Raw genomic sequence first — 21,781 nt, forward strand, 5'->3', positions numbered from 1 at the left:
GACAAGCATCCGTTTAAGGATTCGGCACACCGGCAAAAAGAGTTATGTCGTTTTGTTAACTTTTATAACACCGTCAAGCCCCACAAGAGCCTGAAAGGCGACACCCCTTTTGAGGTTTTACAGGCTTATTTTTCTCAACCTGTTGTGTAAACAACCCGACCATTTCCTACATCTGAAAAGCGAAAAATTTTTTCAGACGGCCTGATTAGCCTTTTTAAGGAAACACCATGTCCGAACAAAACACTTCTTTAATCGAATTTCCCTGCAACTTCACCATTAAAGTGATGGGGGTTCAGCACCCCGAATTTGCTTCGTTGGTGCTCGCCTGCGTGCAAAAGCACGCGCCTGAAACCCAGGCGTACCACATCAGCGTGCGCCCGAGCAGCAAAGGCAATTATCTGGGCGCAACCGTGGAAGCGGCCAATGTGCAGAATCAAGAACAGCTGAACAATATCTACCGCGAACTCACCGGCCACGAGCTGGTGAAAATGGTGCTGTAACATGAAAACCGTGCACTTGGGCCTGACTGACTACCAACCCGTGTTCGAGGCCATGAAAACCTTTAACGCCGGGCGCACCGACCACACAGAAGACGAACTGTGGGTGGTCGAACACCCGCCCGTGTTCACGCAAGGCTTGGCGGGCAAGCCCGAACACCTGCTGCTGCACAGCAGCATACCCGTGGTGCAGATTGATCGCGGCGGCCAAATCACCTATCACGGCCCGGGCCAGCTGGTGGTTTACACGCTAATCGACTTCAAACGCCGCAAAACCAGTGTGCGCAATATCGTGAGCGCCCTTGAAAACAGCATTATCGCCACGTTGGCCGAATACGGCATCGCCGCCGCCGCCGACCCGCAACGCCCCGGCGTTTATGTAAACGGGCGCAAAATCGCCTCTTTGGGGTTACGGATTAAAAACGGCTCGGTGTATCACGGCCTGGCATTGAACGTTGATATGGATTTATCGCCTTTTCTGCAAATCAATCCTTGCGGCTACGCAGGCATGGAAATGGTGCAGATGGCCGATTTTCTCACACCCTGCCCGCCGCTTGCCGAGGTGGCCGGAAAGCTGACCGCACATTTACAGCAAAAACTGGAACCATCGGCAGCAGAGGCCGTCTGAAAACCATCGCCTCCAACAGGCATTAACAAGCGGGGCACGGCAAAACCGCCCTCCTCCCACCAACGTCCCAAAGATTATTGAAACCGCCATGCGTTTAGCCCTGATTTCCGACATACACGGCAACCTGCCGGCCTTGGAAGCCGTTGCAGCCGACATCCGCCGGCGTGGTTGCGATGCCGTGGCCAATTTGGGCGACAGCCTCTCCGGTCCTCTGTGGCCGCAGGAAACGGCGCAATTTCTCATGGCCGAAAACTGGCCGACGGTTGCAGGCAACCACGAACGCCAACTGCTCACCCAGTCTGCCGCCAAACAAAGCCTTTCCGACCGTTTCACCTCCCTGCAACTGGGGCAGCCGGAATGGGCGTGGCTGGCCGCCCTGCCCGCCATCCTGCCGTTAACCGAAGATATCCTGCTCTGCCACGGCAGCCCGCACGGCGATAAGGTTTATCTGATGGAATCCATCGTGAACGGCCGGACGGTTTTGTCTGCCGAAAAAGAAATCCGCCAACGTTTGGGCGATGCCAGCGCCGCCGTTATCGCTTGCGGCCACACCCATATACCGCGCAGCATCCATATCGACGATATGCTGCTGGTTAACCCCGGCAGCGTCGGCCTGCAAGCCTATGAGGACGACCAACCGCCCCATGTGGTGGAATGCGGCTCGCCCCACGCACGCTACGCCATAATTGACAAACGGCAAAACATTTGGACGACCGAACACTTTACCGTGCCCTACCCCCATGAAGCTGCCGTTACCAAAGCACAAAAAGAACACCGCACCGACTGGGCTTATGCTTTACAATACGGCCGTACACCACCGGCACAAACCCTGCCGGCCGGCACCCTAACCGTTAACCCGGAATATCAGCCATGAACAACGAAACCGTCAAATCAAACAACGCCCAAGGCGTCAAGCACAAAGGCGCCGCCAAAACCGCACGCATCCCCATCAAAGTAGTGCCGCTGGAAGAAAAGCTGAAAAAACCCGAATGGATACGCGCCAAACTGCCCACAGGCAAGAAATTTTTTGAAATCAAAAACATTCTGCGCGATCAAAAAATGCACACCGTGTGCGAAGAAGCCAGTTGCCCCAATATCGGCGAATGCTTCAGCAAAGGCACCGCCACCTTTATGATTATGGGCGACATCTGCACCCGCCGCTGCCCTTTCTGCGACGTAGGCCACGGCCGTCCCAACCCGCTCGACCCCAACGAACCGAAAAACCTGGCCGAAAGCGTAGCCGCCATGAAACTGCGCTATGTGGTCATTACTTCGGTTGACCGCGACGACCTGCGCGACGGCGGTGCCCAGCATTTCGCCGACTGCATCAACGCCATCCGCGAAAAAAGCCCGCAAACCAAAATCGAAATCCTAGTGCCCGACTTCCGCGGCCGCCTCGACATCGCCTTGGACATTCTTTCCCGAACCCCGCCCGACGTGATGAACCACAACCTCGAAACCCACCCGCGCCTCTACAAACAGGCTCGCCCCGGTTCCGATTACCAACACTCGCTCGAACTCTTGCGCCGCTATAAAGAAATGCAGCCCGACATCCCCACTAAGTCGGGCATTATGGTCGGCTTGGGCGAAACCGACGAAGAAGTGCGCGAAATCATGCGCGATATGCGCGCGCACAACATCGAAATGATTACCGTCGGCCAATACCTGCAACCTTCAGACGGCCACCTGCCCGTTTTGCGCTATGTTACTCCGGCACAATTCAAAACATTCGAGCAGGAAGCCTACGAAATGGGCTTTACCAACGCCGCCATCGGCGCAATGGTCAGAAGCTCTTACCACGCCGACGAACAAGCCTCGCAGGCTTTGCAGGAAAACGTTTTAAACGTTAACCTTTAATAAAGGCGTTTTTAAAGCAATCAGGCCGTCTGAAATGTTTCAGACGGCCTGATGTCTTTGGAAAATTCAAATTACCAACTAAAAAACCTGAAACCTTTGCAAAATTCCTTTCAGCATCTTAAAACCTCTACGTCATGCTCGGGCTTGACCCGAGCATCTTTTTGTTTCAAAAGAAATAACAGATACTCGGGTCAAGCCCGAGTATGACGGAAGTGGTTTTATAACGGCAGGGGTTTGGACAAGCTGCCGACAGATTTTGCCTGATGCTTGCGAATGCTAATTATTGATCCACAAACGCGCGCTCAATCAGGTAATCGCCGCGCTGGCCCATTTTCGGCGAAACCTTCAGGCCGAATTCGTCCAACACCGCGCTGATGTCTTTCAGCATGGCGGGGCTGCCGCACAGCATGGCACGGTCGTGTTCGGGGTTCATCATCGGCAGGCCGATGTCTGCGAACATTTTGCCGCTTTTCATCAGGTCGGTGATGTGGCCGCGGTGCGGGTATTCTTCGCGCGATACCACGGGGTAGTAAATCAGTTTTTCTTTGACCAGTTCACCCAGATATTCGTGTTCGGGCAGCTCTTTGGTGAAGCGGTCGTAATAAGCCAAATCTTTTTTGTAGCGCACGCCGTGCACCAGAATCACTTTTTCAAACTGGTCGTAAACTTCCGGGTCTTTGGTGATGCTCAAAAACGGGGCGATGCCGGTGCCGGTAGAGAGCAGGTAGAGGTTTTTGCCGGGGTTCAGGTCGCCGCAAATCAGGGTGCCGGTGGGTTTTTTACTCACTAAAACTTCGTCGCCCACTTTCAGGTGTTGCAGGCGGCTGGTCAGGGGGCCATCGGGCACTTTGATGCTGAAAAATTCGAGGTGTTCTTCCCAGTTGGCGCTGGCCACGCTGTATGCGCGCATCAGCGGTTTGCCGTCCACCATCAGGCCCACCATCACGAACTGGCCGTTTTCAAAACGCAGAGAATCGTCGCGGGTGCAGGTGAAGGTGAAGTAGGAATCCGTCCAATGGTGTACGGAAAGAACGGTTTGGGTGTTGAACGCTGCCATTCGGATACTTTCTTTTGAGAACGATAAAAATGAAATACGGTTTCAGACGGCCCCAAGGCCGTCTGAAAAATCATTGTTTGAGACCTATCCACCCCCCCCATCTGCGGCGCACTTCTTCGTTGTGTGCTGCTCGCTCGCTTGCCTAACTCTATGTTATGTCTGCGCTCGCTGCGCTGCTACGCCTTGAACTGCATCCACATCTAGGGGTTTTGCAAAGGTCTCTGTTTGATTAAAAATACGGCATTCTAAACAAAAACATTTCTCATCACAATGTTTGCCCGGCAGGGCGTTTTTCAGACGGCCTTATCCAAGGTTGTGCGGATAATGTTTTTCACCGCTTCCGCATCATTGGGCACCACGGTTACGCGTTGGGGCAGTTGCTCCAAGCCTGCAAGCGCGGCGGGGCGCGGTACGGTTACGCTGCCTACGGCTTCGTGTATGGTGTCTTCAAACTTGGCGGCCAGGGCAGTTTCGAGGCAGACGATGGTTTCGCCCGCTTCGCGCACTTCGCGCGCCACTTTGACGCCGTCGGCGGTGTGCGGGTCGATTAATTCGCCGTCGGTGCGGTAAACTTCGGCGATGGTCTCCAAGCGGTCGCGGTGGCTGCTTTTACCGGAGGCAAAGCCGTATTTTTCGTGCGCTTCTTGCAGTTTCGCCGCCAAGTCGAAACCTTTGCCACTGCCGACTTCTGCCCATAATGTTTGGATTTCCGCTGCGTTTCTGCCCATCAGGTCGAACACGAAGCGCTCGAAGTTGGAGGCTTTGGAAATGTCCATCGAGGGGCTGGAGGTAACGTGGGTGTGTTCGGCGGTGCGCGGGCGGTAGGCGCCGGTTTTGAAAAATTCGTCGAGCACGTCGTTTTCGTTGGTGGCGACAATCAGGCGGCGGATGGGCAGGCCCATTTGGCGGGCGATGTGGCCGGCGCAGATGTTGCCGAAGTTGCCGCTGGGCACGCAGAAGCTCACTTTCTGCGCGTTGTTGTCGGTGGCTTTGAAGTAGCCGGCGAAGTAATACACCACTTGCGCCACGATGCGCCCCCAGTTGATGGAGTTGACGGTGCCGATGTGGTATTTCTCTTTGAAGCCGGCATCGTTTTGCACGGCTTTCACGATGTCTTGGCAGTCGTCGAACATGCCCTCAACGGCGATGTTATGGATGTTTTCGTCTTGCAGGCTGAACATCTGCGCGCGCTGGAAGCTACTCATTTTGCCGTCGGGCGAAAGCATAAACACGTTGACGCTTTTTTTGCCGCGCAGGGCGTATTCGGCGGCGGAGCCAGTGTCGCCGCTGGTGGCACCGAGAATATTGAGCTGTTTGCCTTCTTTGGCCAGCACATATTCAAACGCATTGCCCAAAAACTGCATGGCCATATCTTTAAACGCCAACGTGGGGCCGTTGGAAAGCGCCTGGATTTTGATGCCGTCTGAAAGCGTGCGCACGGGTGTGATTTCGGCGCTGCCGAAAGTTTCGGCGGTGTAGGTGCGGTTAATGATGTCGCGCAGATCGGTGGCGGGAATATCGGTAACGAACAGGCTCATGATTTCAAACGCCAGCTCGGGATAGCTCAGGCCGCGCCATTTTTGCAGGGTGGCTTCATCTATTTGCGGATAGTGTTCGGGCAGCATCAGGCCGCCGTCGGGCGCAAGCCCCATCAATAATACTTCGCTGAACGGTTTGGGTGCGGTGGCTCCGCGGGTGCTGATATATTTCATGACTCTGTTTCTTAAATAAATAATCGGGTAAACACGCCAAACGGCATCAAATGTTTCAAATGTTTTCAGACGGCCTGTTGCATGCGAACAGGCCGTCTGAAAAGGTTATTAACGGTATAAACGCTTCATGCAGGCGGTTACGGTTTTGGCGGTTACCGAGGCCACGGCCTGCGTGCGGGTGGCGGGATTGACGATCTGCACCATTTCGTTGGCGGTCATCTGGTTGGGGGCTTCTTCGCTGGCGCAGCCGCAGATTTTGTCTTCCCATTCCTGCTGTTTTTCGGCCGTCATCGCCAGCGCGATCATGCGCCATTCGTTGCGTTTGTTCAGCTCGGTGCGGCATTGGTTGTCCACCGCTGCGGTGATCAAAGAGTTGCCCACCCCAAAACCGCTGTTCATATTGCCGTCGGCGGCACAGGCGGCGAGCAGCAAGGCAAACGGCAATGCAATGATTTTTTTCATGATTTCCCTTTTTCAAACAAGTGGTAAAAATTCTTATCCGGCCGCCCGGATTCTGGCCAGGTAGGCCGCCCTATCCTCGTCGGTAATTTCCCGCACCGCGCGGCAGGGAGCACCCATTGCCAAAACGTTGGCGGGAAGATCTTTGCAAACCAGACTGCCCGCGGCCACCACGGTGTTGTTACCGATGGTTACGCCGCCGAGAATAATACTCTGCGCGCCTATCCATACATTGTCGCCGATTACAATCGGCTTGGCGTCTTCATAGGCTTGGGCGCGCAAATCCGCATCGAGCGGGTGGCCAACGGTGTAAAGCCCCACATTGGGCGCCAGCAGCACGCCGTTGCCGATGGTGATACCGCCCGCATCGAGCATGGTGCAGTTGAAATTGGTGTAAAAGCCGTCGCCCACTTCGATATAGGTGCCGTAGTCGCAATAAAACGGCTGGGTGATGAAAACATCTTTACCCGCCTTGCCGAACAGGCGGCGGATAATCGCTTCGCGCGCAGCCGTATCGCCCGGACGGGTGCAAATATTGTAGTCGTGCAGCAGCTCTTTGGCACGGTCGCGCTCGGCAGCCAAACCGGCTTCCAAAGCATTGTGCGGCATACCCGCCAGCATTTTTTCGCGTTCGGTTTTCATCATCGGAAGGCCGTCTGAAACAAAACAGGCGCTATTGTACCGCATCGGGCTGCGGCTTACACGCTATAATGCGGGAAAACTTCGTAACGAATAACTATATATCCTTCAAATTAGGAGTAATTGATAATGTATAAATCTAAAAAAATAGATTTCGTTGATCATCTGACAATAGCAGTAAAAATACTAACAGGCCTTATACCGTTTAGTATAATATTAGGTGGTTTTTTAACAAACAATTATTTAGATTTCATTCAACAGCCAAGTGTTTTTGCAGAAGTTATAAGCAATCCTTCCAGCCTGTCTGCAATATTAGTTGTTTTAGGCGTGTTTTTATTCTTATTTCTTATTGGATTTGCGACACCATACAGCTTTCTTTCATTCTTATCGGATATTGAGAAAAATAATTTTATTAACCGCATCAGAAAATCATGGTTAATTTTTATTCTATCTTTTCCCTTGCTTATCTTTCTATGTCTTATCATTGCAATTATTTTATATGATTGTTGTGAAAAAGAATTACCAAATTGGGTTATAACGACATCGATGTGGGCAATGCTATTTTCTCCTATTATTACTTATATTATTATTTATATAATTTCATGGATTGCTTTCAAACGTAAAACCGATCAAAAAAATTCATGTATAAAATCTAACCCATTGTACTCTTGTAAAGAATTTTTCATCTATCTGCTTCCTATTGCATTTTCTACTTTAGGTATGGCACCCATTCAAGTTTTAAGCATGCTTTCAACAGCAACATGGCTGCCTGAAGGAATGACACAATATTTATTTGTTATTATTTTCTGTGTATTATTATTTATAAATATTTGTGTAGCAATAGAGTATTTATCATCATATTCTAAAAACAATAAAAACAATAAAAACAATAAAATTATTTTTGCCACTCCTTTTGTTTTTTCGATTTTGATAATCTTATTAGCTGCAATGTGGTCGAATAATTTTGCTTTACGCATGTTGATTCCTATACGCTTTGTTGAAACTCCTCAACATGCTGCATGGTACTTGCTGCATAATAATTTCCAAAGAAACAATGGCCGCCAAGAAATAAATGGTATCGATAAAATGGATCTGCGCAGGCTGAAACAAAACTTTAGCTGTTCTGCATTATTAAATGAACAGATTAAAACCGGTGAAGAAAAGAAGTCTGATTGTTCAACCCGGCCGGAGAAGCGGAATAATGCATTATATGGATATATGGCTTGGAATTTAGGCAATACCAAAGTATTTTGCCCTGCTACCGTACGCAATGATAAGGGAGATAAAGAAAGTAAAAAAATAGCTGATTACTGTGTCGTTATTAATGCAAATTCTTTACAAATTATGAATCCTCGATATATAGATATTATGCCTAAGGCAAGATAATTACCCTTCTTAAGCTGTGTGTTTTTAGATAGTTTGCTAGAATTGAACTGTCTATTCTATTAGATGAAAAAGCAACCATGCTAGACCTGTTCTCCCGCCAGCCCGACGCCCCGCTCGCCGAACGCCTGCGCCCGCACTCGCTCGACGACGTTATCGGCCAGCAGCACTTAATCGGTGAAGGCAAACCGCTGCGGATGGCGGTGGAAGGCGGCAAGCCGCATTCCATGCTGCTGTGGGGGCCGCCGGGCGTGGGCAAAACCACGCTGGCACGGATTTTGGCACAGAGTTTCAACGCCCAGTTTCTGCCCGTGTCGGCCGTGTTTTCGGGTGTGAAAGACATCCGCGAAGCCATTCTGAAAGCCGAAACCGCCCTGCAACAGGGGCACTCGACGATTTTGTTTGTCGACGAAGTACACCGCTTCAACAAAGCCCAGCAGGATGCGTTTCTGCCCCATGTGGAAAGCGGCCTGCTTACCTTTATCGGCGCCACCACCGAAAACCCTTCGTTCGAAGTCAACCCCGCCCTATTGAGCCGCGCGCAGGTGTATGTGTTGCAGCCGCTCTCGGCGCAGGATTTGCAGCAACTGATTGATAAAGTGCTTGCCCTGCCCGATTACCAAGGCTTTGCCATTAACGGCGATGCCCGCGAACTGTTGTGCAACACCGCCGACGGCGACGCGCGCCGGCTGCTGAATCTGTTGGAACAACTGCTGCGCGCAGCCGCCACCCGCCGCCTGAACGAACTCACTCCCGAGTTTCTCGCCGAAAGCCTAGGCGCACAAATCCGCCGCTTCGACAAAGGCGGCGAGAGCTTTTACAACCAGATTTCCGCCCTGCACAAATCTGTGCGCGGCTCCCACCCCAATGCCGCGCTGTATTGGTTTTGCCGTATGCTCGACGGCGGCGCCGACCCGCGCTACCTAGCCCGCCGCATCGTGCGCATGGCCTGGGAAGATATCGGCCTGGCCGACCCGCGCGCCATGCAGATTGCCAACGAGGCCGCCGCCACTTACGAGCGCTTGGGTTCGCCCGAAGGCGAACTCGCGCTGGCGCAGGCTGTGCTCTATCTGGCCGCCGCCGCCAAATCCAACGCCGGCTACACGGCCTACAACCAAATGCGCGACTTCGTGAAAAACAACGCCAGCGACGAAGTGCCCGTGCATCTGCGCAACGCCCCCACCAAAATGATGAAAGAACTGGGCTATGGCCGCGAATACCGTTACGCCCACGACGAGCCGCACGCCTACGCCGCCGGCGAAAGCTATATGCCCGACGGCCTGGCCGAGCCGGATTTCTACCAACCCGTGCCGCGCGGCCTCGAAATCAAAATCGCCGAAAAACTCGCTTGGCTCAAACAGCTTGATGACGAGGCAGGCAGCGGGCAGTGATGTTGGAATCCGGTCGGCATTCGAAGCCGAATATGATTCAAATGTTTAAAAAACGATAAGGCTTTCAAAGGCTTCAGGCCGTCTGAAATATTATTTTCAGACGGCCTGAAGTGTGGGAAAAGGTCGGGTTGTTTACACTTTTTATGCTAAACGACTTTTATTTTTTGCTGGAATGATGGTTTCGTGATTTTTGAGCATTCTCAAGAACGATGCGGCTCCGCCGCGCCTTTCGGCATTCTTGACAACCCTCAAAAATCCCAAAATGGGCCTGCATGCAAAAAACGGAAAGTGTAAACAACGCTGGAATTTCCTACACCTATATGCCAATAATTTAAATCTCAGTTTATCTGGCACAACCGCTTATTGCTATGCACGCTGTACTTTGCTTTCGCGAATCGGCAGGTTCAATAACGCTGCCGCAGCGGCCAGCGCCATGTCGGCATACCACATCCAGCCGTAATCGCCGAATGCCGTGATGGCCCAGCCGCCCAAATAAGCGCCGAAAAATCCGCCGATTTGGTGCGACAGCAGGGTTAAGCCGAACAGAGTGGCCAAATAGCGTATGCCGAACAGTTTGCCGACGATGGCGGCGGTGGGCGGCACGGTGGCCAGCCACGTTAACCCCAGCCCTGCTGCGAACAGGTAAAACGTTACGTCGGTGCGTGGCATGGCCAGATATGCCGCAATCAGCAGTGCACGCGAGCCATACATCCAAAACAGCAGATATTTGCTGCGCCAGCGGCCGACCGCCCACCCTACCATCAGGCTGCCGATAACATTGGTGAGGCCGATAATCGCCAACGACCACGAAGCCACGGCGGGCGGCAGGCCGCACAACGCCACTTCGGAAGGCAGGTGCGTTACCAGAAAGGCGATATGGAAGCCGCAGGTGAAAAAGCCCAGATGCAGCAGAATATAGCTGCGGTCTTTAAACGACTGCGCCAAAGCCTGTTTTAAAGTTTGGCCGCTGTTTGCCGCAGAGGCCGTCTGAACCGCAGCATCGGCATCGCCGCGCGTGAGCCAGCGCGAAACGGGAATCACCAGCAGGCTGATGGCCGCCAGCGCATACATCGCGCCGCGCCAGCCGGCGGCAGGCAGGAAAATCAGCCCCTGCACAACCGGTGCGAACAGAAACTGCCCGAACGAGCCGCCCGCGTTCACGATGCCCGAAGCCGTGCCGCGCATCTGCGGCGGCACTTTGTTGGCCACTTGGCTCATCAGAATCGAAAAGCTGCCCGCCCCGGCCCCGAAGGCAATCATCACGCCCACCGTTAGGGTCAGTCCCCAAGTGGTAGGCAGCCACGGCACCAGCGCGCAACCGGCGGCCAGCAGCAGCGTTCCCCAAAAAATCACCGGCCATGCGCCGAAGCGGTCGGCAAGCGCGCCGGTCAGCGGCTGCGATACGCCCCACATCAGCTGCGTTACCGCCATTGCAAAGCTGATACCGGTGATGCTCAAAGCGGTATCGCGCACCATGGGCTGCACAAACAGCCCCAGCGACATCCTGATGCCCATGGTAATCATCAGCACCGAAGCCGCCGCCAAAACCAGCAGCCATAAATAACGCAGGGTGTGCGGGTGTGATTGGATTGTGTCCATACTTTACACTTTCTGTTTATTGCCGCCGTAATATTGCACAACAAGGGCGGTTATAGCGAAGGCCGTCTGAAAAAGCAAGGGCGCAGGTGCTTTGCCGGAAAGGTTTGTTTACAGATTCTTTACAGCTACATCGGCTTACACTTATACTGCCTTTCCAATCTCAGCGTCCGGCGGCACCCCCGCCAACCTATTTTCCAACAAACAGGAAACTACACCATGACTCCTGATAAAAACCGACCCGAAAACATCGAGTTGCTCAGCGCGCAGGCACCGATAACCGATTTCAAAGGCCTGTTCACCGCCATTATCGCAGCCATCGTCAGCTTCGGCATCTACCATATCCTGCCCTACGACACCAACGCCAACAAAGGCATTGCTGTGTTGGTGTTTGTGGCGATTATGTGGTTTACCGAAGCGGTGCACATCACCGTAACCGCGCTGATGGTGCCGCTGCTGTCCGTGCTGTTGGGCTTCCCCGACATGGACATCAAAAAGGCCATGAGCAGCTTTTCCGACCCGATTATCTATATCTTTTTCGGCGGCTTCGCACTCGCCGCAGCCCTGCATATGCAGCGGCTCGACCGCAAAATCGCCGTATGGCTGATTTCGCTTTCGCGCGGCAATATGAAAGTGGCGGTGTTGATGCTGTTTTTCGTAACCGCTTTCTTATCGATGTGGATCAGCAACACCGCCACCGCCGCCATGATGCTGCCGCTGGCCATGGGTATGATGGATCACCTTGATAGAGAAAAAGAGCGCAAAACCTTTGTGTTCGTGCTGCTCGGCATCGCCTACTGCGCGAGCATCGGCGGTTTGGGCACCATCGTCGGTTCGCCGCCCAACGCCATCGCCGCCAAAGCGTTGGATCTGGACTTTATGGGCTGGATGAAAATGGGCCTGCCCATGATGCTGCTGATGCTGCCGCTGATGCTGTTTTCACTCTATATCATTTTGCGCCCCAATCTGAGCGAGCGCGTGGAAGTAAAAGCCGAACATATTCCGTGGACGCTGCACCGCGTGCTGGCCATGCTGATTTTCATCGCCACCGCCACCGCGTGGATATTCGGCTCGAAAATCAAAGACGTATTCAGCATTTCCAACCCCGACACCGTTGTTGCGCTGACTGCCGCCGTTGCCGTGGTGGTGTTGGGCGTGGCGCGCTGGAAAGAAGTGGCCCGCAATACCGACTGGGGTGTGCTGATGCTCTTCGGCGGCGGTATCTGCCTGAGCAATCTGATGCAGGTTTCCGGTGCTTCCGAAGCCATCGGCCAACAGGTTGCCACCACTTTTGCTTTGGCCCATCCGCTGATTGTGATTTTCATCGTGGCCACTTTCATCATCTTCTTAACCGAATTCACCAGCAACACCGCCTCTGCCGCGCTGCTGGTACCGATTTTCGCCGGCGTGGCCACGCAAATGGGGCTGCCGAAAGAAGTGATGGTGTTTGTGATCGGCGTCGGCGCCTCTTGCGCCTTTATGCTGCCGGTTGCCACCCCGCCCAACGCCATCGTGTTCGGCACAGGGTTGGTGAAACAGAAAGATATGATGCGCGTGGGTTTGCTGCTGAATATCCTCTGTATCTTCCTCGTTGCTTTGTGGGCTTACGCGTTCTACGCTTAAACCCTTGAAGTGGTAACAAACAGGCCGTCTGAAAATGTTTTCAGACGGCCTGTAAGCTTTGTTGGAACGCCCGCATTGTTGCTGTTGCAAACCCGAAATCAAATGTTTTTTGCGCCAACGGGATTCTTGAATCCGGTAAGCCGCCGTATTTCCATCGATATCAAGTCGGCGGACGCCGTTAACCGTGCTTCCACCAGTTGCCCAGTTTGCGCGAACCGCTGTCGAGCGCCCAGCCGATTAAGCCGATTAACACGATGGCGGCCATCAGCTCCGAATAAGCCAGACGGTCGCGGGTATCGAGAATAAAATAACCCAACCCCTCGTTTACGCCCAGCATTTCGCACGGCACCAGCACAACCCACACGATGCCGATGGCCAGCCGCAGGCCGTTCAGAATATCGCCGGTTACTGCGGGCAACATGATTTTAAACAGCATTTCGCCCTTGGTGGCCGAAAGCGAGCGCCCCAGCTCCAGCCACTGTTTGTTGATGTTTTTCACGCCCGATGCGGTGTTGAGGATAATCGGCCACACGGCGGCAAAGGCAAGCAGGAAATAAATCGGCGCATCGCCGATGCCGAACAGCATCACCACCACCGGCATCCACGAAAGCGGCGAAATCATGCGCAGAAACTGGAAAGCGGGGCTGGCGGCCTGCTCGGTTTTGGGCGACAGCCCCAACGCAAACCCCACCGGCACGCCGATTAGCAGCGCGAAAAACAAGCCCACAAACACGCGCTGCAAACTCGCCCAGATATGCGGCCACAACTGGCCGTCTGAAAGCAGAACGCCGAGATTGCCCAACGCCGGCGCAGGTGCGAGCAGGTTGGCCAGCGGCATATTCTGCGCCAACAGCACGGCACCGGCCTGCCAAACGGCCAGCAAGGCCAGCAGCCCTAATCCACCGAGCAGATAGTTGTTTGACTTCATGGTTTTCCTTTTATTTCCAATGATATGTGTTCAGACGGCCTGCTGCCTTTTGCTTGGAGGCCGTCTGAAAATATTCCGCATACCGCACCGCAGGGTTGGCACGGCACGCACGGCTGTTAAGCAAGATATTGCGTTTAAGATTTTGCCGGTAAACAAACGGGGTTTGTTATTTCAAACGGCCTCAGATTTCAAACACTTCTTTCCTATTTAAACCCTGCAAGCCGAACACCTGCATCATTTCAGACGGCCTTAACGCCGCTTCCACAAAGCGCGTGTCAAACAGCTCTTTCGCCGCTTCGGCGGGGTTCAACGCCTGCAAAAACGTGTTCACGCCCGCCAGATGGGTTTGCTGCAACAGCGTAACCAGCATTTCGCTATACGACTGAAACGGGTAAGGTTGGAAATCGATGCGCTTCTGATGCCAATCAAGGTGCCTGATGGCGCCGTCGCGTTCATATTTGCCCCACGCCACCGGCTCGGGCTGCAACACGCTGCGCAACACTTTCGCATCGTGCGGGGTGTATTTCTGCACGCCCTGTTTGGCCAGCAGGTTGGCGGTTTCGATGCGGTGGCTTTTCGCCCATGCGGCGGCCTGCACCAGCGAAGTAACCACCTTTTGCACCCATTCGGGGCGGTTTTGGATATCGTGGTCGTGCATCATCGAAAGGCAGCAGGCGTGGTCTTTCCAAATATCGCCCGAAAAGCGCAGCACCCTGCCCACACCCTTGGCTTCGGCCAGCGCGTTAAACGGCTCGGCCACGATAAAGCCCGCAATCTGCTTGGAAGCCAGCCCCGGCACCATATCCGAAGGCGGCATCACCGTTAGCCGCACCTGACCCTGCCGCGGGTTTTTCTCCACCACCTGCAAACCGGCCCGCCGTATCATCTGCTGCACAATCACGTTGTGTATCGAATACCAAAACGGTATCGCCACCGTCTGCCCCTGCAAATCGCCCACGCTTTGAATGTCGGGGCGCACGGTCAGCGCGGAGCCGCAGGTGTGGTTCCACATCAGCGCGCGAACGGGGGCTTGGCTGCCGTAGCGCATCCACACGCTCATCGGCGAGAGTACGTGAATCAAATTCACCTGCCCGCTTAAAAACGCTTCCACCAGGCTTGCCCAAGAGCGGAACAAAACAGGTTTCACGGTTTCCACGCCGTTTTGCCGGAACAGCCCCGTGCCGTGCGCCACCAACAGCGGCGTGGCGTCGAGAATCGGCAGGTAGCCGATGGTAAGCGGTGCGTTTGGATCGGCGGCGGCGCGTTTGGAACAGGCTTGCAGCAGCGGCAGCGCGGCAGCGGCGCCGAATAAGGCGGAAAGTTTGAGGAAATCGCGGCGGGTGTGCATAAGGTCTTTGTATCAATCTTGAATGAATGCGGTGTGTGAAACGGCTTTTATCGGCTTTCAGACGGCCTGTCATGTTTGAAAACGCAATCTAAATCACAAAATCCACCGTTTTGGCCTGCATACTGTATTGCTGCGCGTGATGCAGCGACTGCAAAATTTCGCCGCGCATGGCGTTCATCTCCCACAGTTTGTCGTGGCGCGGGAAGGCGTGCTGAGGCTGCCAGGTGCCGAGGATGCGGCCGGGGGTTTGGCCGATTAACACGATGCGGTCGGATACCAGTAGGGCTTCGTCGATGTCGTGCGTTACCATCACGGCGGCGGTTTGGTGGCGGCTCACGATTTCGCGCAGCAAATCCTGCATTTGCGCGCGGATCACTTCGTCGAGCGCGGAAAACGGTTCGTCGAGCAGCAGCACCTGCGGCTGGCGCGCCAGCGCGCGGGCAAGGGATACGCGCTGCGCCATGCCGCCCGAAAGTGCGGCCGGAAACCGGTCGGCCGCATGGCTCAGCCCCACTTCGGCCAGCGCGTCTTCCACACGGCATTTCAATTCGGCTTTGCCGATATGCGGCTGTTTTTTGAAGTCCAAACCGAAAGCAACGTTGTCGCGCACGTTCAGCCACGGCAGCAGAGAGGCCGTCTGAAACACGAAGCCTACGCGCGGGTGCGGCTTTTCCACGTTTTCGCCCAACAGCGAAACGCTGCCTTGCAGCGGGCGGTTCAGCCCCGCCAGCACGCGCAGCAGCGAAGATTTGCCTACGCCGCTGGGGCCGAGCAGGCTCACCAGCTCGCCCTGCGCCACGGTGAGGGAAAAATCTTGCAGAATGGTTTTCAGACGGCCTTGCTCTTGGTAGCCGAGGGAAAGGTTGTCAACGGAAAGTGCGGCGGTCATGGTTTTGCCTTGCGTGTCGTGTCGGGAGCAGTTCCGTCATACTCGGGCTTGACCCGAGTATCTTATTGTTGTCGAAACTCAAAATACTTGGGTCAAGCCCGAGTATGACGTGTGCTCTATTATCAAACTAATTGACTTTATCTCTGCTTTGCAGGAAGGAGGTTTTGTCGGCCAGGCCGTCTGAAAAAACATTGTTTATTGTTTTCAGACGGCCTTATCCGGTTGGTTTAAATCGAAAATTCGTCGCCGCCCATAAATTCCAAATCGCTGATTTCTTTGCGCAAGTGTTTCAAGGCGGGGGTAACGATGGCGACGAACATGGCTTCGCGCAGGCGGCGCTGCACGGGACTGGACATCAAATAGCCTTTGGCACCGGCGTGCAGGGCGGCCGATTGCGATGCGTCGAGGCACAGTTGCGAAGCGTCGGCGCGGGTTTGCAGGGTTTCGAGCATATTGGCCTGGTTGAGGTAGGCTTCGTCGGCCAGTTTCATGGTTTTCGCCAGCAGGGCCTGATGGCGCTTTTGCAGCGCGTCGCGGCCGTGGTCTAAGAAATAATTGGTTTCGCTGCCCACGTCGGCCAGCGCGATTTCGTGCAGGCAGCCGTCGATAATGCCTGCGCCGATGCCGATTTGCAGCAGGATAAAGCCCGCTTTGATGGTTTTGATAAAGTCGGCGAACTGTTCGGGCGCGGCCAAAACGTCTTCATGCGGCACGAAAACGTTGTCGAACTTAATCGCAAACGTGCGCGTGCCTTCCAGCGCGCAGAACTCGGGGCAGGCAATCAGCGACACGCCTTCGCGCGCGGCGCCGGTGATAAACATCACATAACCTCCTCCGGTTTGCGCGGTATTAGCCCAAATATGGTCTTCGCCGAGGTTGGAGACCCACGGCAGCATGCCGTTTACGGTGTAGCCGCCTTCGGTTTCCACCGCCTGAAGCAGATGCTCCTCGATGCCCGCCAAGTGTTTGACGGTGTTCGACATCCCCGTTCCCGCCAGCACTTTGCCGCCCAACACGTCGGGCAGGTAGCGTTTTACCGCCTGATTGGGCGTCTGGTGCAGATACCAGGCGCAGGCGGCTTGGCACCATGCCGAAAAGGCGGTGGCGCCGCAGGCCTTGCCGATTTCGCGCAACACGGCAATCTGCGTGCCCAAACCCAAACCGCTGCCGCCTTCGGCTTCGCTGCCCACGCAGGCAAAGCCGCCCAGCCCGCCCGCTTTGCGCAGGAAATCTTCGGGGTAAAGCCCTTTGCGGTCGATGTCTTCCACCAAAGGAACAAGGTCGGTTTGCACGAGGTCGGCGATATTTTGCAGCAGGGTTTCGCGGGACATGGGGTTCTCCGAAAAAGAGGATATGGAAATACGGCAAGCGGATAGGCCGTCTGAAAACATTGAAAACTTTTCAGACGGCCTATCATGTCTGCCTTTTAAGCGAAATCTTTCAATTCGGGGTTGATTTCGGTTTTGGCCAGATTATTGGTGTAGTTGCACAGGGTGGCCAGCGCCACACCCAACACCACTTCCACCGCCTGCTGCTGGTTGTAGCCCGCAGCGAGAAAGGCTTGCAGTTCGGCATCGGAAACCGCGCCTTTGTTGGCCATCACGGCCACGGTAAACGCGGCCAGCGCGGAAAGTTTGGCATCGTCAAACGCGGCGGGGTCAACCGCGCGGCTGGCGGCAATTGCTTGTTCGGAAAGCAGTTTTTTCAAAGTGGCCAGTTTGGTGTGGCCTGCCACGCAGAAACCGCACTCGTTGGTTTTGGCGGCGATAATCTGCACCACCTCCACTTCGCCCGCGCTCAGACTGGTGGCAGCGTTGAGCTTGCCCACTTCCTGATAAAACGCCAGCGCCTCGGGCGAGTTGGCCAAAACGCCGATTAAGTTCGGCAGAAAGCCGTTGTTTTTCAGCGCGGCTTCCACGCGCGGTTTGGCGGCTTCGGGAGCGGTTTCGACGGTGTGTACGGTTAAACGTGCCATGATTTTTTCCTTCTTAATAATATTGAAAATCAAAGCGGCACATTATCAAAAAACGCTGATAAAGGGAAATAAGCAGAACAGCTTTAGATATAGCGAAAAGTTATAACGTTATGCAATACCGTGCAATAAAGCAAAATATTCTGAAAAACCAAACATTCATTTCAGACGGCCTGCACGTTTCGCAGGCCGAGACCTTTGCAAAAAAGCTAGATGTGGATGCAGTTCAAGGCGTAGCAGCGCAGCGAACGCAGACATATCAGATAGATAGGCAAGCGAGCGAGCAGCACACAACGCAGAAATGCGCCGCAGATGGCTTTTTTGCAAAGGTCTCGGGCCGTCTGAAACTTATTTTTGCTTTTGCTCTTTCGGATTTTCTTTCGAACCGCGTTTCAAGTGCCGGTCGTATTTAACCGCGCATTCGGGCTTGCCCAGCCCGGCCAAAACATAAAGATGTGCGGCTGCCGATGCGGCCAGGCTTTCCAAGGTGTAACCGCCTTCAAGCACCGATACCACGCGGCCTTTGGCGCTCTCGGCAGACTGAATGATTTTGTGGGTCAGCCAGGCAAAATCAGCCTCGTGCAGGTTCAAACGGCCCGTTTCGTCTTGCTTGTGGGCATCGAAACCCGCCGACAGCAGCACCAGTTCGGGCTTGAAATCTTGCAAGCGGGGCAGCCATTGCTCGCGCACCGTTGTGCGGAACACCCGGCTGCCGGTGTGCGGAGCGAAGGCAATGTCGACGCTGTTTGGAGTCGGCTCGGAGCCGGTTTCGGGAAACGGATACAGCCCTTCGCCGAAGCTGTTTAAAAACAAAATACGCGGGTCGCTTTTAAAGATTTCCGCCGTGCCGTCACCATGATGCACATCAAAATCAATCACCGCAATGCGTTGCAGGCGGAAATTGGCGATGGCGTGCATGGCGCCCACGGCCACATTGTTGATCAGGCAGAAACCGCCCGCTTTGTCGGTTTGGGCATGGTGGCCGGGTGGGCGCACGGCGCAAAAAGCGTTGAAAGCTTCTCCTTTCATCACCATTTCCACGGCTTTCACCACCGCGCCGGCGGCATAGCGGGCGGCGTGCAGCGATTCGTGGCTCATCACTGTGTCGTCGTCGAGCCGGTAGATTTTACCGGCAGGCGGCTGCACCGATTCTAAAAAACGCAAATATTTGCGCGGGTGAACCAAAGCCAATTGTTTGTCGGCTACTTCGGGCGCCTGCACGGCCTGCATAACGCCCTTAATGCCTTGTTTTTCAAGCTCCGCCTCAATAGCCGCTATCCGCTGCGGCGATTCGGGATGGCCCGTGCCCGGCTCGTGCAGCAAAAACAGCGGATGGCTGATCCATGCCGTTTTGGCCTTGCGGCCGAACAGGCGGCGCAATTTGGTGCGTATGTATTTAATGATGTTCATTGCCGTGTTTCCCGTTTTCAATGCCGCAGCGTGGTTTTTCAGACGGCCTTTGAGCAATTTATGGTTAATCCATACGGAAACTTCTTGGAAAAATCCGCCCTGCCCTTTAGAATAGCCTATTTCCGACGGCAATCCAAACGGTTTGCCACCCGCCAACAAGTTAAGGAATGGACAATATGATTGATTTTGCTTATGCCGCCGATGCCGCCCAACCCAATATGCTGATGCAGTTCGCCCCGCTGGTGCTGATTCTGGTGGTGTTCTACTTTCTGATTATGCGCCCGCAGCAAAAGAAATTCAAAACCCACCAAGCGATGATTGCCGAGCTGAAACGCGGCGACAAAGTGATTTTGGCTTCGGGCTTCAAAGGCACGGTCAACAAAGTGGGCGAGCAGTTTTTCACCGTGGAAATCGCGCGCGGCGTGGAAGTTGAAGTGGAACGCAACGCCATCGCCAGCAAAGTCGAGTAAGCCCGCCGCCTTAAAAGCCGCCGCATTCGTGCTGCGGCTGTTTGTATTTATAAAATAAAGGTTTAACATGAACCGTTATCCGCTTTGGAAATACCTGCTGATTGCCGCCACGATTATTTTGGGCATCATCTACACCCTGCCCAACCTGTTCGGCGAAACCCCGGCGGTGCAGGTATCCACCAACCGACAATCCATCATCATTAACGACCAAACCGAAGCGCGTGTGGCCGCCGCCCTCAAAGCCGCCAACATTCAAACCGACGGCATGTTTGTGGCCGATAATTCGCTGAAAGTGCGCTTCAAAGACACCGAAACCCAGCTCAAAGCCCGCGACGTAATCGAAAACACCATGGGCGAAGGCTATATCACCGCGCTCAACCTCCTGGCCGACAGCCCCGAATGGATGGCCAAAATCAAAGCCAACCCGATGTTTTTGGGTTTGGACTTGCGCGGCGGCGTGCACTTTACCATGCAGGTGGACATGAAAGCCGCCATGCAGAAAACTTTCGAGCGTTATTCGGGCGACATCCGCCGCGAACTGCGTCGCCAGAAAATCCGCATCGGCACCGTGCGCCAAACCGAAAACAGCCTGATCGTGCCGTTTCAAGACAGCGCCGATTTACAGAAAGCGCTGCCGCAGCTGCGCAATTATTTCCCCGAAGCCACGCTGACTCCGCAGGACAACAACCTGGTGCTGTCGCTTTCGCAGGAGGTGCTCAACAAAGTGCGCACCGACGCGCTCAAGCAAAACATCACCACCCTGCACAACCGCGTTAACGAATTGGGCGTGGCCGAGCCGGTGATTCAGCAGTCGGGTGCGGAACGCATCGTGGTGCAGCTGCCCGGCGTGCAGGACACCGCCAAAGCCAAAGATATTATCGGCCGCACCGCCACCTTGGAAGTACGCATGGTTTCCGACGATCCCGCCCAAGTTCAGGCGGCCTTGGCGGGCAACGTGCCGGCGGGCTACGAATTGCTTTACAGCGCTGGCGAGCAGCCGCAACCCACGTTGGTAAACAAACAGGTTGAGCTGACCGGCGACAACATCAACGATGCCCAACCCGGCTTCGACGAAATGGGTGCACCCGCCGTCAACATTAACCTCGACAGCACCGGCGGCAATATTTTTGCCGACCTCACCGCTCAAAACGTGGGCAAACGCATGGCGATGGTGTTAATCGACCAAGGCAAAGCCGAAGTGGTTACCGCCCCCGTTATCCGCTCCGCCATCACCGGCGGCCGCGTACAGATTTCCGGCAGCATGAGCACCGCCGAAGCTAACGACACTTCGCTGCTGCTGCGCGCCGGCTCGCTGGCCGCCCCGATGGAAATCGTGGAAGAGCGCACCATCGGCCCTTCTTTGGGTAAAGAAAACATCTCCAAAGGCTTCCACTCCACGCTGTGGGGCTTTGCTGCGGTTGCTGCGTTTATGGTGGTGTATTACCGCCTGATGGGCGTATTTTCCACCATCGCGCTCACCACCAACATTCTCTTTCTGATTGCGATTCTGTCGGCACTGCAAGCCACGTTAACGCTGCCCGGTATCGCCGCGCTGGCTTTAACGCTGGGTATGGCGATTGACTCCAACGTGTTGATTAACGAGCGTATCCGCGAAGAGTTGCGTGCGGGCGCGCCGCCGCAGCAGGCGATTAACTTGGGTTTCCAGCACGCTTGGGCAACCATCGTCGATTCCAACATCACTTCGCTGATTGCCGGTATCGCCCTGCTGATTTTCGGCTCCGGCCCCGTGCGCGGCTTCGCCGTGGTGCACTGCTTGGGCATTCTCACATCGATGTATTCGTCGGTTGTGGTGTTCCGCGCGCTGGTTAACCTGTGGTACGGCCGCCGCCGCAAACTGCAAAGCATTTCTATCGGCTCGGTGTGGAAACCCGAAACCGAAACGGCCGGTAAGGAGTAAGCAA

At 54.7% G+C, this 21,781-nt stretch carries 22 protein-coding genes and 1 pseudogene; 11 read left to right on the forward strand and 12 right to left on the reverse strand.

The annotated features are described in order from the left end of the window. The 5 genes from NQ012_RS00005 to lipA all read left to right on the forward strand — a co-directional run. Positions 1-150: integrase core domain-containing protein (locus NQ012_RS00005; RefSeq protein ID WP_257065795.1), on the forward strand; the 150-nt coding region annotated here is incomplete at its 5' end. A 77-nt stretch (positions 151-227) separates the two neighbouring features. Beyond that, positions 228-500 carry a YbeD family protein gene (locus NQ012_RS00010; protein WP_257065373.1) on the forward strand — a complete coding sequence of 91 codons (273 nt, stop codon included), beginning with the start codon at positions 228-230 and terminating at the stop codon, positions 498-500. A gap of 1 nt (position 501) precedes the next feature. After that, a complete protein-coding gene (gene lipB, locus NQ012_RS00015; RefSeq protein WP_257065374.1) occupies positions 502-1,125 on the forward strand; it encodes a lipoyl(octanoyl) transferase LipB in 624 nt (207 codons plus the stop codon). Positions 1,126-1,213: 88 nt separating this feature from the next. Further along, a complete protein-coding gene (locus tag NQ012_RS00020; RefSeq protein ID WP_257065375.1) occupies positions 1,214-1,999 on the forward strand; it encodes a metallophosphoesterase family protein in 786 nt (261 codons plus the stop codon). Continuing rightward, complete coding sequence (lipA, locus tag NQ012_RS00025) at positions 1,996-2,982, forward strand: lipoyl synthase (RefSeq protein WP_257065376.1); 987 nt, start codon at positions 1,996-1,998, stop codon at positions 2,980-2,982. Before NQ012_RS00020 ends, lipA begins: the two co-directional genes overlap by 4 nt. A gap of 280 nt (positions 2,983-3,262) precedes the next feature. Here lipA and NQ012_RS00030 read toward each other — a convergent pair whose 3' ends face one another. Further along, positions 3,263-4,039 carry a ferredoxin--NADP reductase gene (locus NQ012_RS00030; protein ID WP_257065377.1) on the reverse strand — a complete coding sequence of 259 codons (777 nt, stop codon included), beginning with the start codon at positions 4,037-4,039 and terminating at the stop codon, positions 3,263-3,265. An 86-nt stretch (positions 4,040-4,125) separates the two neighbouring features. On the opposite strand from NQ012_RS00030, the pseudogene NQ012_RS00035 reads away from it, so the two are divergent. Further along, a pseudogene (locus NQ012_RS00035) lies at positions 4,126-4,272 on the forward strand (lipoprotein signal peptidase). 60 nt (positions 4,273-4,332) lie between these two features. On the opposite strand, the gene thrC reads toward NQ012_RS00035, so the two are convergent. The 3 genes from thrC to NQ012_RS00050 form a co-directional block, all read right to left on the reverse strand. Next, positions 4,333-5,751 (reverse strand): threonine synthase, encoded by a 1,419-nt coding sequence (thrC, locus tag NQ012_RS00040; RefSeq protein WP_257065378.1) that lies wholly within the window; start codon positions 5,749-5,751, stop codon positions 4,333-4,335. A 108-nt stretch (positions 5,752-5,859) separates the two neighbouring features. Beyond that, complete coding sequence (locus tag NQ012_RS00045) at positions 5,860-6,213, reverse strand: hypothetical protein (RefSeq protein WP_257065379.1); 354 nt, start codon at positions 6,211-6,213, stop codon at positions 5,860-5,862. 33 nt (positions 6,214-6,246) lie between these two features. Then, positions 6,247-6,855, reverse strand: a complete 609-nt coding sequence (locus tag NQ012_RS00050) for a sugar O-acetyltransferase (RefSeq protein WP_257065380.1) — start codon at positions 6,853-6,855, stop codon at positions 6,247-6,249. Positions 6,856-6,978: 123 nt separating this feature from the next. On the opposite strand from NQ012_RS00050, the gene NQ012_RS00055 reads away from it, so the two are divergent. Then, complete coding sequence (locus NQ012_RS00055; protein ID WP_257065381.1) at positions 6,979-8,235, forward strand: hypothetical protein; 1,257 nt, start codon at positions 6,979-6,981, stop codon at positions 8,233-8,235. Positions 8,236-8,312: 77 nt separating this feature from the next. Then, a complete protein-coding gene (locus NQ012_RS00060; protein WP_257065382.1) occupies positions 8,313-9,623 on the forward strand; it encodes a replication-associated recombination protein A in 1,311 nt (436 codons plus the stop codon). 366 nt (positions 9,624-9,989) lie between these two features. On the opposite strand, the gene NQ012_RS00065 is transcribed toward NQ012_RS00060, so the two are convergent. Beyond that, the gene (locus NQ012_RS00065) at positions 9,990-11,222 is read right to left on the reverse strand and encodes an MFS transporter (protein WP_257065384.1); all 1,233 of its coding nucleotides are present in this window, start codon (positions 11,220-11,222) and stop codon (positions 9,990-9,992) included. A gap of 216 nt (positions 11,223-11,438) precedes the next feature. Here NQ012_RS00065 and NQ012_RS00070 point away from each other — a divergent pair, with 216 nt between their 5' ends. After that, a complete protein-coding gene (locus tag NQ012_RS00070) occupies positions 11,439-12,842 on the forward strand; it encodes an SLC13 family permease (RefSeq protein ID WP_257065385.1) in 1,404 nt (467 codons plus the stop codon). A gap of 178 nt (positions 12,843-13,020) precedes the next feature. Here the strand turns inward: NQ012_RS00070 and NQ012_RS00075 are convergent, their stop codons facing one another. From NQ012_RS00075 to NQ012_RS00105, 7 genes are all read right to left on the reverse strand, one after another. After that, on the reverse strand, positions 13,021-13,770 hold the full coding sequence (locus NQ012_RS00075) for an ABC transporter permease (RefSeq protein WP_085365551.1): 750 nt from the start codon (positions 13,768-13,770) through the stop codon (positions 13,021-13,023). A gap of 181 nt (positions 13,771-13,951) precedes the next feature. After that, positions 13,952-15,118: an ABC transporter substrate-binding protein gene (locus tag NQ012_RS00080; protein WP_257065387.1), complete on the reverse strand. Its 1,167-nt coding sequence runs from the start codon at positions 15,116-15,118 to the stop codon at positions 13,952-13,954. An 88-nt stretch (positions 15,119-15,206) separates the two neighbouring features. Next, complete coding sequence (locus tag NQ012_RS00085) at positions 15,207-16,007, reverse strand: ABC transporter ATP-binding protein (protein ID WP_257065388.1); 801 nt, start codon at positions 16,005-16,007, stop codon at positions 15,207-15,209. Between the two features lie 227 nt (positions 16,008-16,234). Further along, positions 16,235-17,338 (reverse strand): acyl-CoA dehydrogenase family protein, encoded by a 1,104-nt coding sequence (locus NQ012_RS00090; RefSeq protein WP_257065389.1) that lies wholly within the window; start codon positions 17,336-17,338, stop codon positions 16,235-16,237. Positions 17,339-17,433: 95 nt separating this feature from the next. Beyond that, a complete protein-coding gene (locus NQ012_RS00095; protein WP_257065390.1) occupies positions 17,434-17,982 on the reverse strand; it encodes a carboxymuconolactone decarboxylase family protein in 549 nt (182 codons plus the stop codon). A 156-nt stretch (positions 17,983-18,138) separates the two neighbouring features. Then, a complete protein-coding gene (locus NQ012_RS00100) occupies positions 18,139-18,306 on the reverse strand; it encodes a lipoprotein signal peptidase (RefSeq protein ID WP_257065391.1) in 168 nt (55 codons plus the stop codon). 21 nt (positions 18,307-18,327) lie between these two features. Then, positions 18,328-19,389: a histone deacetylase family protein gene (locus NQ012_RS00105; RefSeq protein WP_257065392.1), complete on the reverse strand. Its 1,062-nt coding sequence runs from the start codon at positions 19,387-19,389 to the stop codon at positions 18,328-18,330. A 176-nt stretch (positions 19,390-19,565) separates the two neighbouring features. Here NQ012_RS00105 and yajC point away from each other — a divergent pair, with 176 nt between their 5' ends. Next, positions 19,566-19,859, forward strand: coding sequence for a preprotein translocase subunit YajC (gene yajC / locus NQ012_RS00110; RefSeq protein WP_257065393.1), 294 nt, complete (start codon positions 19,566-19,568; stop codon positions 19,857-19,859). 67 nt (positions 19,860-19,926) lie between these two features. After that, positions 19,927-21,777, forward strand: coding sequence for a protein translocase subunit SecD (gene secD / locus NQ012_RS00115; RefSeq protein ID WP_257065395.1), 1,851 nt, complete (start codon positions 19,927-19,929; stop codon positions 21,775-21,777). Positions 21,778-21,781 lie beyond the last annotated feature (4 nt).

The organism is Neisseria dentiae (assembly GCF_024580525.1).
In the GTDB taxonomy this organism is placed as follows: domain Bacteria; phylum Pseudomonadota; class Gammaproteobacteria; order Burkholderiales; family Neisseriaceae; genus Neisseria; species Neisseria dentiae_A.